Below are 19,369 nucleotides of genomic sequence, written 5' to 3'. Positions count from 1 at the left end.
GGTACACGGGTGCAGATTTCCGCTACAATCTGCGCCAGCAATTTTCCCACGCTCAGGAGATATCATGAAAGTAGCAAAAGACCTGGTGGTCAGCCTGGCCTATCAGGTACGTACAGAAGACGGTGTGTTGGTTGATGAGTCTCCGGTGAGTGCGCCGCTGGACTACCTGCATGGTCACGGTTCCCTGATTTCCGGCCTGGAAACGGCGCTGGAAGGCCATGAAGTTGGCGACAAATTCGACGTTGCTGTAGGCGCGAACGACGCTTACGGTCAGTATGATGACAACCTGGTCCAGCGCGTTCCTAAAGACGTATTCATGGGCGTTGACGAGTTGCAGGTTGGCATGCGCTTCCTGGCGGAAACTGACCAGGGTCCGGTGCCGGTTGAAATCACTGAAGTTGAAGACGACCACGTTGTGGTTGACGGCAACCACATGCTGGCGGGTCAGAACCTGAAGTTCAACGTAGAAGTTGTTGCGATCCGTGAAGCGACCGAAGAAGAGCTGGCTCATGGCCACGTTCACGGTGCGCACGGTCACGATCATGACCACGATCACGGCCACGATGGCTGCTGTGGTGGTCACGGCCACGACCATGGTCATGACCACGGCCACGGTAAAGGTGGTTGCGGTACCGGCGGCTGCGGTTGCCACTGATTCCGTACTCCGGAAAATAAAAAAGCGGGATAATCCCGCTCTTTTTACGCCTCAATAATGAGGTGGTGGTGTCTCTTCTGACTGAGAGGCAATGTTTGACGGCTGCGTGGCCTTCAGCTTTTCCGTCAGCAGGCGCATGTGATCGCGCAGTTTTGCCATTTCAAGCTCATGGGCCGTCACGGTCTGATTCAGTTCTTCGATGGTGATGTCCTGAAAAGCCAGGCGGCTTTCCAGCTCAGCCAGTCTCGCTTCGATCGTTGTATCCTTCATCATTCACCTCGTTTATCTCTCATTCGCCATAATGGACCAGCGGCGGCGAAGTTTAGCTGACTTTTTCCTTAAGTACAGTATCCATCTCCCTGACAAGAAACTTATTTAAACAAAAATAGTCTGAAAAGAAGCGACATTCGGGGGAGTCTGTCTGTAGATTTCTTCCACAACGTTTTATAGTACGTCACTCATTTACGTTTAACACTGGGGTGAGAGACCTCAGGTCCTGGAGATATGGATGAAATCACTGTTTAAAGTTACGCTGCTGGCGACCACTATGGCTGTAGCGCTCAATGCGCCGCTGTCTTTCGCTGCTGATACTGCTGCGAAGCCTGCTGCGACTACAGACAGCAAAGCGGCATTCAAAAATGACGACCAGAAATCCGCCTACGCACTTGGCGCGTCTCTGGGTCGTTACATGGAAAACTCTCTGAAAGAACAAGAGAAACTGGGCATCAAACTGGACAAAAACCAGCTGATCGCAGGGGTTCAGGATGCGTTCGCAGACAAGAGCAAACTGTCTGACCAGGAAATCGAGCAGACTCTGCAAGCGTTTGAAGCGCGCGTGAAAGGCGCCGCTCAGACCAAGATGGAAGCAGACGCTAAAGATAACGAAGCGAAAGGCAAAGCCTACCGCGACAAGTTCGCTAAAGAGAAAGGCGTTAAAACCTCTTCTACTGGCCTGATCTATAAAGTTGAGAAAGAAGGTACCGGCGACGCGCCTAAAGACAGCGACACCGTTGTGGTGAACTACAAAGGTACGCTGATCGACGGTAAAGAGTTCGATAACTCTTATACCCGCGGTGAGCCTCTCTCCTTCCGTCTGGATGGTGTGATCCCGGGCTGGACCGAAGGCCTGAAGAACATCAAGAAAGGCGGTAAAATCAAGCTGGTCATCCCACCGGATCTGGCTTACGGCAAAACCGGCGTTCCGGGTATCCCGGCTAACTCCACGCTGGTATTTGATGTAGAACTGCTGGACATCAAACCGGCGCCGAAAGCGGATGCGAAAACAGACGCACCGGCTGACGACAAAGCCGCAGCAGCTAAGAAGTAATGCTGAAAAAAACCGCCGCCTTTACAGGCGGCGGTTTTTTTATTGTGGGGCAGATATAATTAACACTGGAAAGCGTTATACACGCTGTATTAATTTAGTTGTCCGTGTAGATAATGAGCCTGCCCTGAAAACCTAACGACAGGCTCCTGAAAAGGAGTGTTTTTTTCATGTCCAGGTCGCTTTTAACCAACGAAACCAGTGAACTTGATTTGCTGGATCAACGTCCATTTGACCAGACCGACTTCGATATTCTGAAATCCTACGAAGCGGTAGTGGACGGGTTAGCGATGCTCATTGGTTCCCACTGCGAAATCGTATTGCATTCCCTGCAAGATCTTAAGTGTTCCGCTATCCGCATTGCGAATGGTGAGCACACTGGCCGTAAAATTGGTTCGCCAATCACCGACCTTGCATTGCGTATGTTGCATGACATGACCGGCGCGGACAGCAGCGTCTCAAAATGCTATTTCACCCGCGCCAAAAGTGGCGTGCTGATGAAATCAGAAACGATCGCGATTCGAAATCGCGAACACCGGGTAATCGGTTTGCTGTGCATCAACATGAACCTTGATGTGCCATTCTCGCAAATCATGAGCACCTTCATCCCGCCAGAAACGCCGGACGTGGGCTCATCGGTGAACTTTGCTTCTTCGGTTGAGGATCTCGTGACCCAGACGCTGGAGTTCACCATTGAAGAGGTGAATGCCGATCGCAACGTATCCAACAACGCCAAGAATCGTCAGATCGTCCTGAACCTCTATGAGAAAGGGATTTTTGATATCAAAGATGCCATCAACCAGGTGGCCGATCGCCTGAATATCTCCAAACACACGGTTTACCTCTATATTCGCCAGTTCAAAAGCGGCGACTTTCTGGGACAAGACAAGTAATGCGTTTTGCGTTAATGGTGACGGGCCCGGCGTACGGTACCCAGCAGGCCAGCAGCGCGCTACAGTTTGCCCATGCGCTGCTTGATGCCGGTCATGAACTGGCAAGCGTCTTCTTTTATCGCGAAGGCGTATATAACGCGAACCAGTTTACGTCTCCGGCGAGCGATGAGTTTGACCTTGTGCGCGCCTGGCAAAAATTAAACGAAACGCAGGGCGTTGACCTGCATATCTGCGTCGCGGCGGCACTGCGTCGCGGCGTGACGGATGTGACCGAAGCCGAACGCCTTGGTCTGGCGGGGGCTAACCTGCAACCGGGCTTTTCGCTCAGCGGACTAGGTGCCCTGGCACAGGCGGCGTTGACCTGCGACAGAGTGGTGCAATTTTGATGAAGCGCGTAGCGTTTGTTTTTACTTCTGCGCCGCATGGCAGCGCTTCAGGCCGGGAAGGGCTGGATGCATTGCTCGCGACATCGGCTTTAACCGAAGATATTGGCGTCTTCTTTTTAGGCGATGGCGTATTCCAGCTTCTGGCTGGCCAACAACCGCAGGCCATTCTTGCGCGCGACTACATTGCGACCTTTAAAGTTCTGCCGCTCTATGACATTGAAACCTTCTATGTGTGCGCCGATTCGCTGGCCGCGCGTGGGTTAAACGAGAAAACACCGTTCGTGCTGGACGTGACGCTCCTGACCTCTGCTGCGCTGCGCGAACAACTCTCTCACTACGATACCGTTCTGACTTTCTGAGGCTGTCATGCTCCATACCCTGAGCCGTTCACCGTGGCAATGCGATATCGACACGTTACTGAGCATGCTGCGCGAAGGTGATGATCTGCTGCTGATTCAGGACGGCGTGCTTGCGGCGCTTGAAGGCAGCCGTTTTGTTGAAATCCTCGCTAATGCCCCCATAACAGTCTCTGCGCTGAAAGAGGATCTGGATGCGCGGGGTCTTTCTGGTCAAATTTCAGCCAAAATTGACGTGGTTGGCTATACTGATTTCGTCAATCTTACTGTGACGCACGCCAGTCAAATGAACTGGTGATTTGAGATCGCTGTATATTTCTTGACACCTTTTCGACGTAGCCCTAAAATTTCGCGTCCTCATATTGTATGAGGTCGTTTTATTACGTGTTTACGAAGCAAAAGCTAAAACCAGGAGCTATTTAATGGCAACAGTTAACCAGCTGGTACGCAAACCACGTGCACGCAAAGTTGCAAAAAGCAACGTGCCTGCGCTGGAAGCCTGCCCGCAGAAACGTGGCGTATGTACTCGTGTATATACCACCACTCCTAAAAAACCAAACTCCGCACTGCGTAAAGTATGCCGTGTGCGTTTGACTAACGGTTTCGAAGTGACTTCCTACATCGGTGGTGAAGGTCACAACCTTCAGGAGCACTCCGTGATCCTGATCCGTGGCGGTCGTGTTAAAGACCTTCCGGGTGTTCGTTACCACACCGTTCGTGGTGCGCTGGACTGCTCAGGTGTTAAAGACCGTAAGCAGGCTCGCTCCAAGTACGGCGTGAAGCGTCCTAAGGCTTAATGGTTCTCCGTTAAGTAAGGCCAAACTGATTTATCTTAATGTCAAACTAAACTCGTAGAGTTTTGGACAATCCTGAATTAACAACGGAGTAATCCCATGCCACGTCGTCGCGTCATTGGTCAGCGTAAAATTCTTCCAGATCCGAAATTCGGATCAGAACTGCTGGCAAAATTTGTAAATATCCTGATGGTAGATGGTAAAAAATCTACCGCAGAAGCAATCGTATACAGCGCGCTGGAGACCCTGGCTCAGCGTTCTGGTAAAAATGAACTGGAAGCCTTCGAAGTCGCTCTCGACAACGTGCGCCCGACTGTAGAAGTTAAGTCTCGCCGCGTTGGTGGTTCTACTTATCAGGTTCCAGTTGAAGTTCGTCCGGTTCGTCGTAATGCTCTGGCAATGCGTTGGATCGTTGAAGCTGCTCGTAAACGCGGTGATAAATCCATGGCTCTGCGTCTGGCGAACGAACTTTCTGATGCTGCGGAAAACAAAGGTACCGCAGTTAAGAAACGTGAAGACGTTCACCGTATGGCAGAAGCCAACAAGGCGTTCGCACACTACCGTTGGTAATCCCTTCGGAGTCGTAGTCACCAGGCGGGCGCTTCAGAGAAGCCGCCCGCTCTGGGTAACTTAACTGAACGCCTAAAGATATAAACGAGGAATCAAATGGCTCGTACAACACCCATCGCACGCTACCGTAACATCGGTATCAGTGCGCACATCGACGCCGGTAAAACCACTACTACCGAACGTATTCTGTTCTACACCGGTGTAAACCATAAAATCGGTGAAGTTCATGACGGCGCAGCCACCATGGACTGGATGGAACAGGAGCAGGAGCGTGGTATTACTATCACCTCCGCAGCGACTACTGCATTCTGGTCAGGTATGGCTAAGCAGTACGAACCGCATCGCGTAAACATCATCGACACCCCAGGGCACGTTGACTTCACCATCGAAGTAGAACGTTCCATGCGTGTTCTTGACGGCGCGGTAATGGTTTATTGCGCAGTTGGTGGTGTTCAGCCACAGTCTGAAACCGTATGGCGTCAGGCAAACAAATATAAAGTTCCACGCATCGCGTTCGTTAACAAAATGGACCGTATGGGTGCTAACTTCCTGAAAGTTGTTGGCCAGATCAAAACCCGTCTGGGCGCGAACCCTGTTCCGCTTCAGCTGGCAATTGGTGCTGAAGAAGGTTTCACCGGCGTTATCGACCTGGTGAAAATGAAAGCCATCAACTGGAACGAAGCAGATGCGGGCGTTACCTTCGAATACGAAGATATCCCGGCAGAGATGCAGGACCTGGCTGACGAATGGCACCAGAACCTGATCGAATCCGCAGCAGAAGCTTCTGAAGAGCTGATGGAGAAATACCTGGGTGGTGAAGAACTGTCTGAGCAAGAGATCAAATCTGCTCTGCGTCAGCGCGTTCTGAACAACGAAATCATCCTGGTAACCTGTGGTTCTGCGTTCAAGAACAAAGGTGTTCAGGCGATGCTGGATGCGGTAGTTGACTACCTGCCATCCCCGGTTGACGTTCCTGCGATCAACGGCATCCTGGACGACGGTAAAGATACTCCGGCTGAGCGTCACGCAAGTGATGACGAGCCGTTCTCTGCACTGGCGTTCAAAATTGCTACCGACCCATTCGTGGGTAACCTGACCTTCTTCCGCGTTTACTCTGGTGTGGTTAACTCCGGTGACACCATCCTGAACTCCGTGAAAGCGGCGCGTGAACGTTTTGGCCGTATCGTACAGATGCACGCTAACAAACGTGAAGAGATCAAAGAAGTTCGTGCGGGCGACATCGCTGCTGCTATCGGTCTGAAAGACGTGACCACTGGTGACACCCTGTGTGACCCGGATCACCCGATCATTCTGGAGCGTATGGAATTCCCTGAGCCGGTAATCTCCATCGCAGTTGAACCAAAAACCAAAGCTGACCAGGAAAAAATGGGTCTGGCTCTGGGCCGTCTGGCGAAAGAAGACCCATCATTCCGCGTATGGACTGATGAAGAATCTAACCAGACCATCATCGCTGGTATGGGTGAACTGCACCTGGACATCATCGTTGACCGTATGAAGCGTGAATTCAACGTTGAAGCGAACGTGGGTAAACCTCAGGTTGCTTACCGCGAAGCGATTCGCGCGAAAGTTACCGATGTTGAAGGTAAACACGCTAAGCAGTCTGGTGGTCGCGGTCAGTACGGTCACGTTGTGATCGACATGTACCCACTGGAGCCGGGCTCTAACCCTAAAGGTTACGAGTTCATCAACGACATCAAAGGTGGTGTAATTCCTGGCGAATACATCCCTGCCGTTGATAAAGGCATCCAGGAGCAGCTGAAAGCTGGTCCTCTGGCTGGTTACCCGGTTGTAGACATGGGTGTTCGTCTGCACTTCGGTTCTTACCACGACGTTGACTCCTCTGAACTGGCGTTTAAACTGGCTGCGTCTATTGCCTTTAAAGAAGGCTTTAAGAAAGCAAAACCAGTTCTGCTTGAGCCGATCATGAAGGTTGAAGTAGAAACTCCTGAAGAGAACACCGGTGACGTTATCGGTGACTTGAGCCGTCGTCGCGGTATGCTGCGTGGTCAGGAATCCGAAGTAACTGGCGTTAAGATCCACGCTGAAGTTCCGCTGTCTGAAATGTTCGGATATGCGACTCAGCTGCGTTCTCTGACCAAAGGTCGTGCATCATACACTATGGAATTCCTGAAGTATGATGATGCGCCGAACAACGTTGCTCAGGCCGTTATCGAAGCCCGTGGTAAGTAATCCACAGGATTAAAACCTAAGTCCCGTGCTCTCTCCGAAGGGGAGAGCACTATAGTAAGGAATATAGCCGTGTCTAAAGAAAAATTTGAACGTACAAAACCGCACGTCAACGTTGGTACTATCGGCCACGTTGACCATGGTAAAACTACCCTGACTGCTGCAATCACTACCGTACTGGCTAAAACCTACGGCGGTGCTGCTCGTGCTTTCGACCAGATCGATAACGCACCAGAAGAAAAAGCTCGTGGTATCACCATCAACACCTCTCACGTTGAGTATGACACCCCGACTCGCCACTACGCACACGTAGACTGCCCAGGCCACGCCGACTATGTTAAAAACATGATCACCGGTGCTGCGCAGATGGATGGCGCGATCCTGGTTGTTGCTGCGACTGACGGCCCTATGCCTCAGACTCGTGAGCACATCCTGCTGGGTCGTCAGGTAGGCGTTCCTTACATCATCGTGTTCCTGAACAAATGCGACATGGTTGATGACGAAGAACTGCTGGAACTGGTAGAGATGGAAGTTCGTGAACTGCTGTCTCAGTACGATTTCCCAGGCGACGACACTCCAATCGTTCGTGGTTCCGCGCTGAAAGCGCTGGAAGGCGACGCAGAGTGGGAAGCGAAAATCATCGAACTGGCTGGCTACCTGGATTCTTACATCCCAGAACCAGAGCGTGCGATTGACAAGCCATTCCTGCTGCCAATCGAAGACGTATTCTCCATCTCCGGTCGTGGTACCGTTGTTACCGGTCGTGTAGAGCGCGGTATCATCAAAGTGGGTGAAGAAGTTGAAATCGTTGGTATCAAAGAGACTGCGAAGTCTACCTGTACTGGCGTTGAAATGTTCCGCAAACTGCTGGACGAAGGCCGTGCTGGTGAGAACGTTGGTGTTCTGCTGCGTGGTATCAAACGTGAAGAAATCGAACGTGGTCAGGTTCTGGCGAAGCCAGGCTCAATCAAGCCACACACCAAGTTCGAATCTGAAGTGTACATTCTGTCCAAAGACGAAGGCGGCCGTCATACTCCGTTCTTCAAAGGCTACCGTCCACAGTTCTACTTCCGTACAACTGACGTGACCGGTACCATCGAACTGCCAGAAGGCGTAGAGATGGTAATGCCAGGCGACAACATCAAGATGGTTGTGACGCTGATCCACCCAATCGCGATGGACGACGGTCTGCGCTTCGCAATCCGCGAAGGCGGCCGTACCGTTGGCGCGGGCGTAGTTGCTAAAGTTCTGGGCTAATTAATTATCCCTGAAATAAAAAGGACGCTTCGGCGTCCTTTTTTGTTTTCTGCCGTTGGGGCATTGTCATAAAAATTCGCATTTTTTGCTTTCTCCCGCCACGTATTCCGACGCCCGCGCTATTGTAATCATAACCATTCTCACTTACACTTTGCGCATATTTTGAACGGGAGTCTTTATGTACGTTTGTTTATGTAATGGTGTAAGCGACAAAAAAATTCGTCAGGCCGTTCGCCAGTTTCAACCACAATCTTTCCAGCAGCTTCGCAAGTTTGTTCCGGTGGGAAATCAATGCGGTAAATGCGTTCGCGCAGCGCGTGAGATCATGCAGGACGAACTGATGCAGATCCCGGAATTCAAAGAGATCGCGTAAGCCTCTATCTTTTTTTTGACATCCCCGTAGCCCGATCTACGCTTCAATGAGTGGAAGCGGAGGGACTATATAATGAAAGGTGATGTTAAAATCATAAGTTATCTCAATAAATTATTGGGAAATGAGCTTGTCGCAATCAATCAGTATTTTCTCCATGCAAGAATGTTTAAAAACTGGGGACTGACTCGCCTCAACGATGTTGAATACCATGAGTCCATTGATGAAATGAAACACGCCGATAAATACATTGAGCGTATTTTATTCCTCGAAGGCATTCCTAACCTACAGGATCTCGGAAAACTGGGCATCGGAGAAGATGTCGAAGAGATGCTGCGTTCTGATCTCCGGCTGGAGCTGGAGGGTGCAAAAGATCTGCGTGAAGCCATTGCCTATGCGGACAGCGTACATGACTACGTCAGCCGCGATATGATGATCCAGATCCTGGCCGATGAAGAAGGGCACATCGACTGGCTTGAGACCGAACTGGATCTCATTAGCAAAATTGGCCTACAGAACTACCTTCAGTCTCAGATCAAAGTGGAAAGTTAATCAGGCTTTCCCAGCCAACGCATAAACCCGCTGCCGCCAGAAATGGCCCAAAAGGCAGTGGGTTTTTTAATGCCTGCTTATCAGGGGTAAATAACGAGAAAGCAACCAGATACAGCAGAGCCATTAACGCGGCCACTAATGCCAGTATTGGTAGTACACACCAGCCATGCCATGCCCCCAGCGCCGCCAGATATTTTATGTCGCCATATCCCATCCCTTCACGTCGGCAGATGAGACGGTATCCCCAATAGATAATGGCGAATCCGGCGTATCCTGCCATCGCACCCACTACCGCGCTCGGCAAAAAATCAGGATGGAGACAAAGCTGGTAGAGCAGGCCCGTCCATAGCAGCGGGCAAAGAAATTTATCGGGAAGAAGCCCCGTGCGGATATCGGTGCGAACAAGCAAGGCCGATAACGCAAAATAGATCAGCAGAAAGGGGAGGGACAGTAGCATAGCGAGAGCCTCAAAATGGTTTGAGCGCATACTCGTAATAATCTGCATGCCCGGCAATGTGTAAAAACAGCAATTGCGTAGCGGCTTCAGACAAAGAGTTGAGAAGGGATACTTTGCATAAAAAATTGCGCGGCCTTACGTATAGTACGTCTTTGGCGCTTAATTTCTAAACGGCACTTGCGTCTTTCTCTGATTTACGTATAATGCGCGGGCTTGTCGTAATTGACGGCGGGTTCAATCTGAACCAGAGTAGCTCACTTTGTTACTCAACAATGCTCCCAATTGGGGAGCTACGTAAGAACGGTTACACTCTCCCATCAATCGTAATGGGTTTGAGGAGTAATCATTTTCGTTTATAAAATAATTGGAGCTCTGGTCTCATGCAGAACCAAAGAATCCGTATCCGCCTTAAAGCGTTTGATCATCGTCTGATCGATCAATCAACCGCGGAAATCGTCGAGACTGCTAAGCGCACTGGTGCGCAAGTCCGTGGTCCGATCCCGCTGCCGACCCGCAAAGAGCGCTTTACCGTTCTGATCTCTCCGCACGTTAACAAAGATGCGCGTGATCAGTACGAAATCCGCACTCACAAGCGTCTGGTTGACATCGTTGAGCCAACTGAGAAAACCGTTGATGCTCTGATGCGTCTGGATCTGGCTGCCGGTGTAGACGTGCAGATCAGCCTGGGTTAATCAGGTCATCGAGCGATTGAGAGGTTGAAACAATGATTGGTTTAGTCGGTAAAAAAGTGGGTATGACCCGCATCTTCACTGAAGATGGCGTTTCTATCCCAGTAACCGTAATCGAAGTTGAAGCAAACCGCGTTACTCAGGTTAAAGATCTGGCTAACGATGGCTACCGCGCTATTCAGGTTACCACTGGTGCTAAAAAAGCTAACCGTGTAACCAAACCAGAAGCGGGTCACTTCGCTAAAGCTGGCGTTGAAGCTGGCCGTGGTCTGTGGGAATTCCGTCTTGCTGAAGGCGAAGAGTTCACCGTAGGTCAGGACATTAGCGTTGAGCTGTTTGCTGACGTTAAAAAAGTTGACGTAACCGGTACCTCTAAAGGTAAAGGTTTTGCTGGTACCGTTAAGCGCTGGAACTTCCGTACCCAGGACGCTACTCACGGTAACTCCTTGTCTCACCGCGTTCCGGGTTCTATCGGTCAGAACCAGACTCCGGGCAAAGTGTTCAAAGGCAAGAAAATGGCAGGTCAGCTGGGCAACGAACGTGTAACCGTTCAGAGCCTGGACGTAGTACGTGTTGACGCTGAGCGCAACCTGCTGCTGGTTAAAGGTGCGGTCCCGGGTGCAACCGGTAGCGACCTGATCGTTAAACCAGCTGTGAAGGCGTAAGGGGATAGCAATGGAATTAGTATTGAAAGACGCGCAGAGCGCGCTGACTGTTTCCGAAACTACCTTCGGTCGTGATTTCAACGAAGCGCTGGTTCACCAGGTTGTTGTTGCTTATGCAGCTGGTGCTCGTCAGGGTACTCGTGCTCAGAAGACTCGTGCTGAAGTAACTGGTTCAGGCAAAAAGCCATGGCGCCAGAAAGGTACCGGCCGTGCGCGTTCAGGTTCTATCAAGAGCCCGATCTGGCGTTCAGGTGGCGTGACCTTCGCTGCGCGTCCACAGGACCACAGTCAAAAAGTTAACAAAAAGATGTACCGCGGCGCGCTGAAAAGCATTCTGTCCGAACTGGTACGTCAGGATCGTCTGATCGTTGTCGAGAAGTTCTCTGTTGAAGCGCCTAAAACTAAGCTGCTGGCACAGAAACTGAAAGACATGGCTCTGGAAGATGTGCTGATCATCACCGGTGAGCTGGACGAGAACCTGTTCCTGGCCGCGCGTAACCTGCACAAGGTTGACGTACGCGACGCGACTGGTATCGACCCGGTTAGCCTGATCGCCTTCGACAAAGTCGTAATGACTGCTGATGCTGTTAAGCAAGTTGAGGAGATGCTGGCATGATTCGTGAAGAACGTCTGCTGAAGGTGCTGCGCGCACCGCACGTTTCTGAAAAAGCGTCTACTGCGATGGAAAAAACAAACACCATCGTTCTCAAAGTTGCTAAAGACGCGACCAAAGCAGAGATCAAAGCTGCTGTGCAGAAACTGTTTGAAGTCGAAGTCGAAGTCGTTAACACCCTGGTAGTTAAAGGGAAAGTTAAACGTCACGGACAGCGTATCGGTCGTCGTAGCGACTGGAAAAAAGCTTACGTCACCCTGAAAGAAGGCCAGAACCTGGACTTCGTTGGCGGCGCTGAGTAAGTCGGAGGAGTAATACAATGGCAGTTGTTAAATGTAAACCGACATCTCCGGGTCGTCGCCACGTAGTTAAAGTGGTTAACCCTGAGCTGCACAAGGGCAAACCTTTTGCTCCGTTGCTGGAAAAAAACAGCAAATCCGGTGGTCGTAACAACAATGGCCGTATCACCACTCGTCACATCGGTGGTGGCCACAAGCAGGCTTATCGTATTGTTGACTTCAAACGCAACAAAGACGGTATCCCAGCAGTTGTTGAGCGTCTTGAGTACGATCCGAACCGTTCCGCGAACATCGCGCTGGTTCTGTACAAAGATGGCGAACGCCGTTACATCCTGGCCCCTAAAGGCCTGAAAGCTGGCGACCAGATTCAGTCTGGCGTTGATGCTGCAATCAAAGCAGGCAACACCCTGCCGATGCGCAATATCCCGGTTGGTTCTACCGTTCATAACGTAGAAATGAAACCAGGTAAAGGCGGTCAGCTGGCGCGTTCCGCGGGTACTTACGTTCAGATCGTTGCGCGTGACGGTGCTTATGTCACCCTGCGTCTGCGTTCTGGTGAAATGCGTAAAGTCGAAGCAGACTGCCGCGCTACTCTGGGCGAAGTTGGCAATGCTGAGCATATGCTGCGCGTTCTGGGTAAAGCTGGTGCTGCACGCTGGCGTGGTGTTCGTCCTACCGTTCGCGGTACTGCGATGAACCCAGTCGACCACCCACATGGTGGTGGTGAAGGTCGTAACTTTGGTAAGCACCCGGTAACTCCGTGGGGCGTTCAGACCAAAGGTAAGAAGACCCGCAGCAACAAGCGTACTGATAAATTTATCGTACGTCGCCGTAGCAAATAATTTTAGAGGATAAGCCATGCCACGTTCTCTCAAGAAAGGTCCTTTTATTGACCTGCACTTGCTGAAGAAGGTAGAGAAAGCGGTGGAAAGCGGAGACAAGAAGCCCCTGCGCACTTGGTCCCGTCGTTCAACGATCTTTCCTAACATGATCGGTTTGACCATCGCTGTCCATAATGGTCGTCAGCACGTTCCAGTCTTTGTTACCGACGAAATGGTTGGTCACAAACTGGGTGAATTCGCACCGACTCGTACTTATCGCGGCCACGCTGCTGATAAAAAAGCGAAGAAGAAATAAGGTAGGAGGAAGAGATGGAAACTTTAGCTCAACATCGCCATGCTCGTTCTTCTGCACAGAAGGTTCGCCTTGTTGCTGACCTGATTCGCGGTAAGAAAGTGTCGCAGGCCCTGGACATCCTGACCTATACCAACAAGAAAGCTGCGGTATTGGTCAAGAAAGTACTGGAATCTGCCATTGCTAACGCTGAACACAACGATGGCGCTGACATCGACGATCTGAAAGTCGCGAAAATTTTCGTAGATGAAGGCCCAAGCATGAAGCGCATTATGCCGCGTGCGAAAGGTCGTGCAGATCGCATCCTGAAGCGCACCAGCCACATTACTGTGGTTGTGTCCGATCGCTGAGACTCTGGAGACTAGCAATGGGTCAGAAAGTACATCCTAATGGTATTCGCCTGGGTATTGTAAAACCATGGAACTCTACCTGGTTTGCGAACACCAAAGAATTCGCTGACAACCTGGACAGCGATTTTAAAGTACGTCAGTACCTGACTAAGGAACTGGCTAAAGCGTCTGTATCTCGTATCGTTATCGAGCGTCCAGCTAAGAGCATCCGTGTGACTATTCACACTGCTCGCCCTGGCATCGTTATCGGTAAGAAAGGCGAAGACGTAGAAAAACTGCGCAAGGTCGTAGCGGATATCGCTGGCGTTCCTGCACAGATCAATATCGCTGAAGTTCGTAAGCCTGAACTGGACGCTAAATTGGTTGCTGACAGCATCACTTCTCAGCTGGAACGTCGCGTTATGTTCCGTCGTGCTATGAAGCGTGCTGTACAGAACGCAATGCGTCTGGGCGCTAAAGGTATCAAAGTTGAAGTTAGCGGCCGTCTGGGCGGCGCGGAAATCGCACGTACCGAATGGTACCGCGAAGGTCGCGTACCGCTGCACACTCTGCGTGCTGACATCGACTACAACACCTCTGAAGCGCACACCACTTACGGTGTAATCGGCGTTAAGGTATGGATCTTCAAAGGTGAGATCCTGGGTGGTATGGCTGCTGTTGAACAACCGGAAAAACCGGCTGCTCAACCTAAAAAGCAGCAGCGTAAAGGCCGTAAATAAGGAGCGTCGCTGATGTTACAACCAAAGCGTACAAAATTCCGTAAAGTGCACAAAGGCCGCAACCGTGGTCTGGCGCAGGGTACGGATGTTAGCTTCGGCACTTTCGGTCTGAAAGCTGTTGGCCGTGGTCGTCTGACTGCACGTCAGATCGAAGCAGCACGTCGTGCAATGACCCGTGCAGTTAAGCGTCAAGGTAAGATCTGGATCCGTGTATTCCCGGACAAACCGATCACCGAGAAGCCACTGGAAGTTCGTATGGGTAAAGGTAAAGGTAACGTGGAGTACTGGGTTGCCTTGATCCAACCGGGCAAAGTCCTTTATGAAATGGACGGTGTTCCGGAAGAGCTGGCCCGTGAAGCCTTCGGCCTGGCAGCAGCGAAACTGCCTATCAAAACCACCTTTGTAACTAAGACGGTGATGTAATGAAAGCAAAAGAGCTGCGTGAAAAAAGCGTTGAAGAGCTGAACGCTGAGCTGCTGAACCTGCTGCGTGAGCAGTTCAACCTGCGTATGCAGGCTGCAAGTGGCCAGCTGCAACAGACTCACCTGCTGAAGCAAGTGCGTCGCAATGTTGCGCGCGTTAAGACTTTACTGACTCAGAAGGCGGGTGCGTAATGACCGATAAAATCCGTACTCTGCAAGGTCGTGTTGTTAGCGATAAAATGGAGAAATCCATTGTTGTAGCTATCGAACGTTTTGTGAAACACCCGATCTACGGTAAATTCATCAAGCGTACGACCAAACTGCACGTACATGACGAGAACAACGAATGTGGTATCGGCGACAAGGTGGAAATCCGTGAATGCCGTCCACTGTCCAAGACTAAGTCCTGGACGCTGGTTCGCGTTGTAGAGAAAGCGGTTCTGTAATAGAGTACGCATTCTCAATACGAATAAACGGCTCAGCGATGAGCCGTTTATTTTTTCTACCCATATTGCAGAAGCGGTGTTATAATGCCGCGCCCTCGATATGGGGCTTTTTAACGGCTCTGATTTTAGAGTCTCAGGTAGTAGTTGACATTAGCGGAGCACTAAAATGATCCAAGAACAGACTATGCTGAACGTCGCCGACAACTCCGGTGCACGTCGCGTAATGTGTATCAAGGTTCTGGGTGGCTCGCACCGTCGCTACGCAGGCGTAGGCGACATCATCAAGATCACCATCAAGGAAGCAATTCCACGTGGTAAGGTCAAAAAAGGTGATGTGCTGAAGGCGGTAGTGGTGCGCACCAAGAAGGGTGTTCGTCGCCCTGACGGTTCTGTCATTCGCTTCGATGGTAATGCATGCGTTATTTTAAACAATAACAGCGAGCAGCCTATCGGCACGCGTATCTTTGGGCCGGTAACTCGTGAACTTCGTACTGAGAAGTTCATGAAAATTATCTCTCTGGCACCAGAAGTACTCTAAGGAGCGAATCATGGCAGCGAAAATCCGTCGTGATGACGAAGTTATCGTGTTAACCGGTAAAGATAAAGGTAAACGCGGTAAAGTAAAAAATGTTCTGTCTTCCGGCAAACTTGTCGTTGAAGGTATTAACCTGGTTAAGAAACATCAGAAGCCGGTTCCGGCCCTGAACCAACCAGGCGGCATCGTTGAAAAAGAAGCTGCTATTCAGGTTTCTAACGTTGCAATCTTCAATGCGGCTACCGGTAAGGCTGACCGTGTAGGCTTTAGATTCGAAGACGGTAAAAAAGTCCGTTTCTTCAAATCTAACAGCGAAACTATCAAGTAATTTGGAGTAGTACGATGGCGAAACTGCATGATTACTACAAAGACGAAGTAGTTAACAAACTCATGACTGAGTTTAACTACAATTCTGTCATGCAAGTCCCTCGGGTCGAGAAGATCACCCTGAACATGGGTGTTGGTGAAGCGATCGCTGACAAGAAACTGCTGGATAACGCAGCAGCTGACCTGACAGCAATCTCCGGTCAAAAACCGCTGATCACCAAAGCACGCAAATCTGTTGCAGGCTTCAAAATCCGTCAGGGCTATCCGATCGGCTGTAAAGTAACTCTGCGTGGCGAACGCATGTGGGAGTTCCTTGAGCGCCTGATCACTATTGCTGTTCCACGTATCCGTGACTTCCGTGGCTTGTCCGCTAAGTCTTTCGACGGTCGTGGTAACTACAGCATGGGTGTCCGTGAGCAGATCATCTTCCCAGAAATCGACTACGATAAAGTCGACCGCGTGCGTGGTTTGGATATTACCATTACCACTACTGCGAAATCTGATGAAGAAGGCCGTGCTCTGCTGGCTGCCTTTGACTTCCCGTTCCGCAAGTAAGGTAGGGTTACTGAATGGCTAAGCAATCAATGAAAGCACGCGAAGTAAAGCGCGTAGCTTTAGCTGATAAATTCTTCGCTAAACGCGCTGAACTGAAAGCGATCATTTCTGATGTGAACGCTTCCGACGAAGATCGTTGGAATGCGGTTCTCAAGCTGCAGTCTCTGCCGCGTGATTCCAGCCCGTCTCGTCAGCGTAACCGCTGTCGTCAAACAGGTCGTCCACATGGTTATGTGGGCAAGTTTGGGTTGAGCCGTATCAAACTGCGTGAAGCCGCCATGCGCGGTGAAGTGCCAGGCTTGAAAAAGGCTAGCTGGTAATTACCAATTGAATCACGGGAGTAAAGACAGATGAGCATGCAAGATCCGATCGCGGATATGCTGACCCGTATCCGTAACGGTCAGGCCGCGAACAAAGTTGCGGTCACCATGCCTTCCGCCAAGCTGAAAGTGGCAATTGCCAACGTGCTGAAGGAAGAAGGTTTTATCGAAGATTTTAAAGTTGAAGGCGACACCAAGCCGGAACTGGAACTTACTCTCAAGTATTTCCAGGGTAAAGCTGTTGTAGAAAGCATTCAGCGTGTCAGCCGCCCAGGCCTGCGCATCTATAAGAAAAAAGATGAGCTGCCAAAAGTAATGGCTGGTCTTGGTATCGCAGTTGTTTCTACCTCTAAAGGTGTTATGACTGATCGTGCAGCGCGCCAGGCTGGTCTTGGTGGCGAAATTATCTGCTACGTAGCCTAATCGGAGGAAAGAATGTCTCGTGTTGCTAAAGCACCGGTCGTTATTCCTGCCGGCGTTGATGTAAAAATCGACGGTCAGGTTATTACGATCAAAGGTAAAAACGGCGAGCTGACTCGTACCCTCAACAATGCTGTTGAAGTTAAACATGCAGATAACGCTCTGACCTTCGGTCCACGTGATGGTTTCGTGGATGGATGGGCTCAGGCTGGTACCGCGCGTGCCCTGCTGAACTCAATGGTTGTTGGTGTTACCGAAGGCTTCACTAAAAAGCTTCAGCTGGTTGGTGTAGGTTATCGTGCAGCTATCAAAGGGAATGCAGTAGGCCTGTCTCTGGGCTTCTCACACCCTGTTGAGCATCCGCTGCCGGCCGGTATCACTGCAGAATGCCCGACTCAGACTGAAATCGTGCTGAAAGGCGCTGATAAACAGCTGATCGGTCAGGTTGCAGCAGATCTGCGCGCCTACCGTCGTCCTGAGCCTTATAAAGGCAAGGGTGTTCGTTACGCCGACGAAGTCGTGCGTACCAAAGAGGCTAAGAAGAAGTAAGGTAACACTATGGATAAGAAATCTGCTCGTATCCGTCGTGCGACCCGCGCACGCCGCAAGCTCAAAGAGCTGGGTGCAACTCGCCTGGTGGTACATCGTACCCCGCGTCATATTTACGCACAGGTAATTGCACCGAACGGTTCTGAAGTTCTGGTAGCTGCTTCTACTGTAGAAAAAGCTATCTCAGAACAATTGAAGTATACCGGTAACAAAGACGCCGCAGCAGCTGTAGGTAAAGCTGTCGCTGAACGCGCTCTGGAAAAAGGCATCAGCAATGTTTCCTTTGACCGTTCCGGGTTCCAATATCATGGTCGTGTCCAGGCACTGGCAGATGCTGCCCGTGAAGCTGGCCTTCAGTTCTAAGGTAGAGGTGTAAGATGGCTCACATCGAAAAACAGGCTGGCGAACTGCAGGAAAAGCTGATCGCGGTAAACCGCGTATCTAAAACCGTTAAAGGTGGTCGTATTTTCTCCTTCACAGCTCTGACTGTAGTGGGTGATGGTAACGGTCGCGTTGGTTTTGGTTACGGTAAAGCGCGTGAAGTTCCAGCAGCGATCCAGAAAGCGATGGAAAAAGCCCGTCGCAATATGATTAACGTCGCGCTGAACAACGGTACCCTGCAACACCCAGTTAAAGGTGTTCACACGGGTTCTCGTGTATTCATGCAGCCAGCTTCCGAAGGTACCGGTATCATCGCCGGTGGTGCAATGCGCGCCGTTCTGGAAGTTGCTGGAGTTCATAACGTTCTGGCTAAAGCATATGGTTCCACCAACCCGATCAACGTGGTTCGTGCAACTATTGATGGCCTGGAAAATATGAATTCTCCAGAAATGGTCGCTGCCAAGCGTGGTAAATCCGTTGAAGAAATTCTGGGGTAATTGACCATGGCAAAGACTATTAAAATCACTCAAACCCGCAGTGCAATCGGTCGTCTGCCGAAACACAAGGCAACGCTGCTTGGCCTGGGTCTGCGTCGTATTGGTCATACCGTTGAGCGCGAGGATACTCCTGCTGTTCGTGGTATGGTCAACGCGGTTTACTTCATGGTTAAAGTTGAGGAGTAAGAGATGCGTTTAAATACTCTGTCTCCGGCCGAAGGCTCTAAAAAGGCGGGTAAACGCCTGGGTCGTGGTATCGGTTCTGGCCTCGGCAAAACCGGTGGTCGTGGTCACAAAGGTCAGAACTCTCGTTCTGGCGGTGGCGTACGTCGCGGTTTCGAGGGTGGCCAGATGCCACTGTACCGTCGTCTGCCGAAGTTCGGCTTCACCTCTCGCAAAGCAGCGATCACAGCGGAAATCCGTCTGTCTGACCTGGCGAAAGTTGAAGGCGGCGTTGTAGACCTGAACACGCTGAAAGCGGCTAACATTATCGGTATCCAGATCGAGTTCGCGAAAGTGATCCTGGCTGGTGAAGTTTCTACTCCGGTAACTGTTCGTGGCCTGCGTGTTACTAAAGGTGCTCGTGCTGCTATCGAAGCTGCTGGCGGTAAAATTGAGGAATAAGT

35 protein-coding genes are annotated in these 19,369 nt (G+C 50.8%); 33 read left to right on the top strand and 2 right to left on the bottom strand.

What is annotated here, in order from left to right; all coding sequences use genetic code 11:
* Positions 1-64: 64 nt before the first annotated feature.
* Positions 65-655 (top strand): peptidylprolyl isomerase, encoded by a 591-nt coding sequence (gene slyD, locus ACQG0T_RS21260; protein ID WP_032608026.1) that lies wholly within the window; start codon positions 65-67, stop codon positions 653-655.
* 51 nt (positions 656-706) lie between these two features.
* Here the strand turns inward: slyD and ACQG0T_RS21255 are convergent, their stop codons facing one another.
* Positions 707-925, bottom strand: a complete 219-nt coding sequence (locus ACQG0T_RS21255; RefSeq protein ID WP_003861693.1) for a protein SlyX — start codon at positions 923-925, stop codon at positions 707-709.
* A gap of 238 nt (positions 926-1,163) precedes the next feature.
* Here ACQG0T_RS21255 and fkpA point away from each other — a divergent pair, with 238 nt between their 5' ends.
* The 11 genes from fkpA to bfr all read left to right on the top strand — a co-directional run bounded on the left by fkpA (position 1,164) and on the right by bfr (position 9,365).
* A complete protein-coding gene (gene fkpA / locus ACQG0T_RS21250) occupies positions 1,164-1,982 on the top strand; it encodes an FKBP-type peptidyl-prolyl cis-trans isomerase (protein ID WP_003861695.1) in 819 nt (272 codons plus the stop codon).
* 167 nt (positions 1,983-2,149) lie between these two features.
* Complete coding sequence (locus ACQG0T_RS21245) at positions 2,150-2,872, top strand: helix-turn-helix transcriptional regulator (RefSeq protein WP_003861697.1); 723 nt, start codon at positions 2,150-2,152, stop codon at positions 2,870-2,872.
* Positions 2,872-3,258: a sulfurtransferase complex subunit TusD gene (gene tusD / locus ACQG0T_RS21240; RefSeq protein ID WP_015571410.1), complete on the top strand. Its 387-nt coding sequence runs from the start codon at positions 2,872-2,874 to the stop codon at positions 3,256-3,258. The genes ACQG0T_RS21245 and tusD overlap by 1 nt, the downstream gene beginning before the upstream one ends.
* The gene (tusC, locus tag ACQG0T_RS21235) at positions 3,258-3,617 is read left to right on the top strand and encodes a sulfurtransferase complex subunit TusC (protein WP_032103992.1); all 360 of its coding nucleotides are present in this window, start codon (positions 3,258-3,260) and stop codon (positions 3,615-3,617) included. The genes tusD and tusC overlap by 1 nt, the downstream gene beginning before the upstream one ends.
* Positions 3,618-3,624: 7 nt before the next feature.
* Positions 3,625-3,912 (top strand): sulfurtransferase complex subunit TusB, encoded by a 288-nt coding sequence (tusB, locus tag ACQG0T_RS21230; protein ID WP_015571409.1) that lies wholly within the window; start codon positions 3,625-3,627, stop codon positions 3,910-3,912.
* Between the two features lie 124 nt (positions 3,913-4,036).
* Positions 4,037-4,411 (top strand): 30S ribosomal protein S12, encoded by a 375-nt coding sequence (rpsL, locus tag ACQG0T_RS21225; RefSeq protein ID WP_000246815.1) that lies wholly within the window; start codon positions 4,037-4,039, stop codon positions 4,409-4,411.
* Between the two features lie 96 nt (positions 4,412-4,507).
* The gene (gene rpsG / locus ACQG0T_RS21220) at positions 4,508-4,978 is read left to right on the top strand and encodes a 30S ribosomal protein S7 (RefSeq protein WP_003861706.1); all 471 of its coding nucleotides are present in this window, start codon (positions 4,508-4,510) and stop codon (positions 4,976-4,978) included.
* A 96-nt stretch (positions 4,979-5,074) separates the two neighbouring features.
* The gene (fusA, locus tag ACQG0T_RS21215) at positions 5,075-7,189 is read left to right on the top strand and encodes an elongation factor G (RefSeq protein ID WP_006812195.1); all 2,115 of its coding nucleotides are present in this window, start codon (positions 5,075-5,077) and stop codon (positions 7,187-7,189) included.
* Between the two features lie 69 nt (positions 7,190-7,258).
* Positions 7,259-8,443 (top strand): elongation factor Tu, encoded by a 1,185-nt coding sequence (gene tuf / locus ACQG0T_RS21210; RefSeq protein WP_014885484.1) that lies wholly within the window; start codon positions 7,259-7,261, stop codon positions 8,441-8,443.
* Between the two features lie 178 nt (positions 8,444-8,621).
* Positions 8,622-8,816: a bacterioferritin-associated ferredoxin gene (gene bfd / locus ACQG0T_RS21205; RefSeq protein ID WP_003863268.1), complete on the top strand. Its 195-nt coding sequence runs from the start codon at positions 8,622-8,624 to the stop codon at positions 8,814-8,816.
* A 72-nt stretch (positions 8,817-8,888) separates the two neighbouring features.
* Positions 8,889-9,365, top strand: coding sequence for a bacterioferritin (gene bfr, locus ACQG0T_RS21200; protein ID WP_003863270.1), 477 nt, complete (start codon positions 8,889-8,891; stop codon positions 9,363-9,365).
* Here bfr and ACQG0T_RS21195 read toward each other — a convergent pair.
* Positions 9,349-9,822 carry a prepilin peptidase gene (locus ACQG0T_RS21195; RefSeq protein ID WP_017693881.1) on the bottom strand — a complete coding sequence of 158 codons (474 nt, stop codon included), beginning with the start codon at positions 9,820-9,822 and terminating at the stop codon, positions 9,349-9,351. The genes bfr and ACQG0T_RS21195 overlap by 17 nt on opposite strands.
* A 380-nt stretch (positions 9,823-10,202) precedes the next feature.
* Between ACQG0T_RS21195 and rpsJ the strand changes: the two genes are divergently transcribed.
* The 21 genes from rpsJ (at position 10,203) to rplO (ending at position 19,367) form a co-directional block, all read left to right on the top strand.
* Positions 10,203-10,514, top strand: a complete 312-nt coding sequence (gene rpsJ / locus ACQG0T_RS21190; RefSeq protein WP_001181005.1) for a 30S ribosomal protein S10 — start codon at positions 10,203-10,205, stop codon at positions 10,512-10,514.
* 32 nt (positions 10,515-10,546) lie between these two features.
* On the top strand, positions 10,547-11,176 hold the full coding sequence (gene rplC / locus ACQG0T_RS21185) for a 50S ribosomal protein L3 (RefSeq protein WP_003863274.1): 630 nt from the start codon (positions 10,547-10,549) through the stop codon (positions 11,174-11,176).
* 10 nt (positions 11,177-11,186) lie between these two features.
* Positions 11,187-11,792 carry a 50S ribosomal protein L4 gene (gene rplD / locus ACQG0T_RS21180; protein ID WP_000424395.1) on the top strand — a complete coding sequence of 202 codons (606 nt, stop codon included), beginning with the start codon at positions 11,187-11,189 and terminating at the stop codon, positions 11,790-11,792.
* Positions 11,789-12,091, top strand: a complete 303-nt coding sequence (gene rplW, locus ACQG0T_RS21175) for a 50S ribosomal protein L23 (RefSeq protein ID WP_000617546.1) — start codon at positions 11,789-11,791, stop codon at positions 12,089-12,091. The genes rplD and rplW overlap by 4 nt, the downstream gene beginning before the upstream one ends.
* A gap of 17 nt (positions 12,092-12,108) precedes the next feature.
* Positions 12,109-12,930 carry a 50S ribosomal protein L2 gene (rplB, locus tag ACQG0T_RS21170; RefSeq protein WP_000301859.1) on the top strand — a complete coding sequence of 274 codons (822 nt, stop codon included), beginning with the start codon at positions 12,109-12,111 and terminating at the stop codon, positions 12,928-12,930.
* Positions 12,931-12,946: 16 nt separating this feature from the next.
* Positions 12,947-13,225, top strand: a complete 279-nt coding sequence (gene rpsS / locus ACQG0T_RS21165) for a 30S ribosomal protein S19 (RefSeq protein ID WP_001138117.1) — start codon at positions 12,947-12,949, stop codon at positions 13,223-13,225.
* 14 nt (positions 13,226-13,239) lie between these two features.
* A complete protein-coding gene (rplV, locus tag ACQG0T_RS21160) occupies positions 13,240-13,572 on the top strand; it encodes a 50S ribosomal protein L22 (protein ID WP_002919773.1) in 333 nt (110 codons plus the stop codon).
* Between the two features lie 17 nt (positions 13,573-13,589).
* A complete protein-coding gene (rpsC, locus tag ACQG0T_RS21155) occupies positions 13,590-14,291 on the top strand; it encodes a 30S ribosomal protein S3 (RefSeq protein WP_000529945.1) in 702 nt (233 codons plus the stop codon).
* A 12-nt stretch (positions 14,292-14,303) separates the two neighbouring features.
* Positions 14,304-14,714 carry a 50S ribosomal protein L16 gene (gene rplP / locus ACQG0T_RS21150; RefSeq protein WP_002919759.1) on the top strand — a complete coding sequence of 137 codons (411 nt, stop codon included), beginning with the start codon at positions 14,304-14,306 and terminating at the stop codon, positions 14,712-14,714.
* Complete coding sequence (gene rpmC / locus ACQG0T_RS21145) at positions 14,714-14,905, top strand: 50S ribosomal protein L29 (protein ID WP_003863282.1); 192 nt, start codon at positions 14,714-14,716, stop codon at positions 14,903-14,905. Before rplP ends, rpmC begins: the two co-directional genes overlap by 1 nt.
* Positions 14,905-15,159, top strand: coding sequence for a 30S ribosomal protein S17 (gene rpsQ / locus ACQG0T_RS21140; protein ID WP_002438707.1), 255 nt, complete (start codon positions 14,905-14,907; stop codon positions 15,157-15,159). Before rpmC ends, rpsQ begins: the two co-directional genes overlap by 1 nt.
* A 166-nt stretch (positions 15,160-15,325) precedes the next feature.
* Positions 15,326-15,697 (top strand): 50S ribosomal protein L14, encoded by a 372-nt coding sequence (gene rplN / locus ACQG0T_RS21135; RefSeq protein ID WP_002919748.1) that lies wholly within the window; start codon positions 15,326-15,328, stop codon positions 15,695-15,697.
* A gap of 10 nt (positions 15,698-15,707) precedes the next feature.
* Positions 15,708-16,022 (top strand): 50S ribosomal protein L24, encoded by a 315-nt coding sequence (rplX, locus tag ACQG0T_RS21130; RefSeq protein ID WP_003863287.1) that lies wholly within the window; start codon positions 15,708-15,710, stop codon positions 16,020-16,022.
* Positions 16,023-16,036: 14 nt separating this feature from the next.
* Positions 16,037-16,576, top strand: coding sequence for a 50S ribosomal protein L5 (rplE, locus tag ACQG0T_RS21125; RefSeq protein WP_003863290.1), 540 nt, complete (start codon positions 16,037-16,039; stop codon positions 16,574-16,576).
* A gap of 14 nt (positions 16,577-16,590) precedes the next feature.
* Positions 16,591-16,896 carry a 30S ribosomal protein S14 gene (rpsN, locus tag ACQG0T_RS21120; protein ID WP_003863291.1) on the top strand — a complete coding sequence of 102 codons (306 nt, stop codon included), beginning with the start codon at positions 16,591-16,593 and terminating at the stop codon, positions 16,894-16,896.
* Between the two features lie 30 nt (positions 16,897-16,926).
* On the top strand, positions 16,927-17,319 hold the full coding sequence (gene rpsH, locus ACQG0T_RS21115) for a 30S ribosomal protein S8 (RefSeq protein WP_006178918.1): 393 nt from the start codon (positions 16,927-16,929) through the stop codon (positions 17,317-17,319).
* A gap of 12 nt (positions 17,320-17,331) precedes the next feature.
* Entirely contained in the window at positions 17,332-17,865 is a 534-nt protein-coding gene (gene rplF / locus ACQG0T_RS21110) for a 50S ribosomal protein L6 (RefSeq protein WP_006178917.1), read from the top strand.
* Between the two features lie 9 nt (positions 17,866-17,874).
* Positions 17,875-18,228 carry a 50S ribosomal protein L18 gene (gene rplR / locus ACQG0T_RS21105; protein ID WP_003863297.1) on the top strand — a complete coding sequence of 118 codons (354 nt, stop codon included), beginning with the start codon at positions 17,875-17,877 and terminating at the stop codon, positions 18,226-18,228.
* A gap of 14 nt (positions 18,229-18,242) precedes the next feature.
* On the top strand, positions 18,243-18,743 hold the full coding sequence (gene rpsE, locus ACQG0T_RS21100; protein ID WP_003863299.1) for a 30S ribosomal protein S5: 501 nt from the start codon (positions 18,243-18,245) through the stop codon (positions 18,741-18,743).
* Positions 18,744-18,749: 6 nt separating this feature from the next.
* Positions 18,750-18,929, top strand: coding sequence for a 50S ribosomal protein L30 (gene rpmD, locus ACQG0T_RS21095; RefSeq protein ID WP_003863301.1), 180 nt, complete (start codon positions 18,750-18,752; stop codon positions 18,927-18,929).
* Between the two features lie 3 nt (positions 18,930-18,932).
* The gene (rplO, locus tag ACQG0T_RS21090) at positions 18,933-19,367 is read left to right on the top strand and encodes a 50S ribosomal protein L15 (protein WP_003863304.1); all 435 of its coding nucleotides are present in this window, start codon (positions 18,933-18,935) and stop codon (positions 19,365-19,367) included.
* Positions 19,368-19,369: the final 2 nt, after the last annotated feature.

This window comes from Enterobacter cloacae complex sp. 302F9, assembly GCF_050030335.1.
GTDB classification, from domain to species: Bacteria; Pseudomonadota; Gammaproteobacteria; order Enterobacterales; family Enterobacteriaceae; genus Enterobacter; species Enterobacter hormaechei_C.
This window is presented reverse-complemented; position numbering and strand designations above follow the sequence as displayed.

Bases quoted from the DNA above. Each gene is read 5' to 3' on its own strand.
- slyD (WP_032608026.1), top strand. From the start codon at position 65: ATGAAAGTAGCAAAAGACCTGGTGGTCAGCCTGGCCTATCAGGTACGT.
- ACQG0T_RS21255 (WP_003861693.1), bottom strand. From the start codon at position 925: ATGAAGGATACAACGATCGAAGCGAGACTGGCTGAGCTGGAAAGCCGC.
- fkpA (WP_003861695.1), top strand. From the start codon at position 1,164: ATGAAATCACTGTTTAAAGTTACGCTGCTGGCGACCACTATGGCTGTA.
- ACQG0T_RS21245 (WP_003861697.1), top strand. From the start codon at position 2,150: ATGTCCAGGTCGCTTTTAACCAACGAAACCAGTGAACTTGATTTGCTG.
- tusD (WP_015571410.1), top strand. From the start codon at position 2,872: ATGCGTTTTGCGTTAATGGTGACGGGCCCGGCGTACGGTACCCAGCAG.
- tusC (WP_032103992.1), top strand. From the start codon at position 3,258: ATGAAGCGCGTAGCGTTTGTTTTTACTTCTGCGCCGCATGGCAGCGCT.
- tusB (WP_015571409.1), top strand. From the start codon at position 3,625: ATGCTCCATACCCTGAGCCGTTCACCGTGGCAATGCGATATCGACACG.
- rpsL (WP_000246815.1), top strand. From the start codon at position 4,037: ATGGCAACAGTTAACCAGCTGGTACGCAAACCACGTGCACGCAAAGTT.
- rpsG (WP_003861706.1), top strand. From the start codon at position 4,508: ATGCCACGTCGTCGCGTCATTGGTCAGCGTAAAATTCTTCCAGATCCG.
- fusA (WP_006812195.1), top strand. From the start codon at position 5,075: ATGGCTCGTACAACACCCATCGCACGCTACCGTAACATCGGTATCAGT.
- bfd (WP_003863268.1), top strand. From the start codon at position 8,622: ATGTACGTTTGTTTATGTAATGGTGTAAGCGACAAAAAAATTCGTCAG.
- bfr (WP_003863270.1), top strand. From the start codon at position 8,889: ATGAAAGGTGATGTTAAAATCATAAGTTATCTCAATAAATTATTGGGA.
- ACQG0T_RS21195 (WP_017693881.1), bottom strand. From the start codon at position 9,822: ATGCTACTGTCCCTCCCCTTTCTGCTGATCTATTTTGCGTTATCGGCC.
- rpsJ (WP_001181005.1), top strand. From the start codon at position 10,203: ATGCAGAACCAAAGAATCCGTATCCGCCTTAAAGCGTTTGATCATCGT.
- rplC (WP_003863274.1), top strand. From the start codon at position 10,547: ATGATTGGTTTAGTCGGTAAAAAAGTGGGTATGACCCGCATCTTCACT.
- rplD (WP_000424395.1), top strand. From the start codon at position 11,187: ATGGAATTAGTATTGAAAGACGCGCAGAGCGCGCTGACTGTTTCCGAA.
- rplW (WP_000617546.1), top strand. From the start codon at position 11,789: ATGATTCGTGAAGAACGTCTGCTGAAGGTGCTGCGCGCACCGCACGTT.
- rplB (WP_000301859.1), top strand. From the start codon at position 12,109: ATGGCAGTTGTTAAATGTAAACCGACATCTCCGGGTCGTCGCCACGTA.
- rpsS (WP_001138117.1), top strand. From the start codon at position 12,947: ATGCCACGTTCTCTCAAGAAAGGTCCTTTTATTGACCTGCACTTGCTG.
- rplV (WP_002919773.1), top strand. From the start codon at position 13,240: ATGGAAACTTTAGCTCAACATCGCCATGCTCGTTCTTCTGCACAGAAG.
- rpsC (WP_000529945.1), top strand. From the start codon at position 13,590: ATGGGTCAGAAAGTACATCCTAATGGTATTCGCCTGGGTATTGTAAAA.
- rplP (WP_002919759.1), top strand. From the start codon at position 14,304: ATGTTACAACCAAAGCGTACAAAATTCCGTAAAGTGCACAAAGGCCGC.
- rpmC (WP_003863282.1), top strand. From the start codon at position 14,714: ATGAAAGCAAAAGAGCTGCGTGAAAAAAGCGTTGAAGAGCTGAACGCT.
- rpsQ (WP_002438707.1), top strand. From the start codon at position 14,905: ATGACCGATAAAATCCGTACTCTGCAAGGTCGTGTTGTTAGCGATAAA.
- rplN (WP_002919748.1), top strand. From the start codon at position 15,326: ATGATCCAAGAACAGACTATGCTGAACGTCGCCGACAACTCCGGTGCA.
- rplX (WP_003863287.1), top strand. From the start codon at position 15,708: ATGGCAGCGAAAATCCGTCGTGATGACGAAGTTATCGTGTTAACCGGT.
- rplE (WP_003863290.1), top strand. From the start codon at position 16,037: ATGGCGAAACTGCATGATTACTACAAAGACGAAGTAGTTAACAAACTC.
- rpsN (WP_003863291.1), top strand. From the start codon at position 16,591: ATGGCTAAGCAATCAATGAAAGCACGCGAAGTAAAGCGCGTAGCTTTA.
- rpsH (WP_006178918.1), top strand. From the start codon at position 16,927: ATGAGCATGCAAGATCCGATCGCGGATATGCTGACCCGTATCCGTAAC.
- rplF (WP_006178917.1), top strand. From the start codon at position 17,332: ATGTCTCGTGTTGCTAAAGCACCGGTCGTTATTCCTGCCGGCGTTGAT.
- rplR (WP_003863297.1), top strand. From the start codon at position 17,875: ATGGATAAGAAATCTGCTCGTATCCGTCGTGCGACCCGCGCACGCCGC.
- rpsE (WP_003863299.1), top strand. From the start codon at position 18,243: ATGGCTCACATCGAAAAACAGGCTGGCGAACTGCAGGAAAAGCTGATC.
- rpmD (WP_003863301.1), top strand. From the start codon at position 18,750: ATGGCAAAGACTATTAAAATCACTCAAACCCGCAGTGCAATCGGTCGT.
- rplO (WP_003863304.1), top strand. From the start codon at position 18,933: ATGCGTTTAAATACTCTGTCTCCGGCCGAAGGCTCTAAAAAGGCGGGT.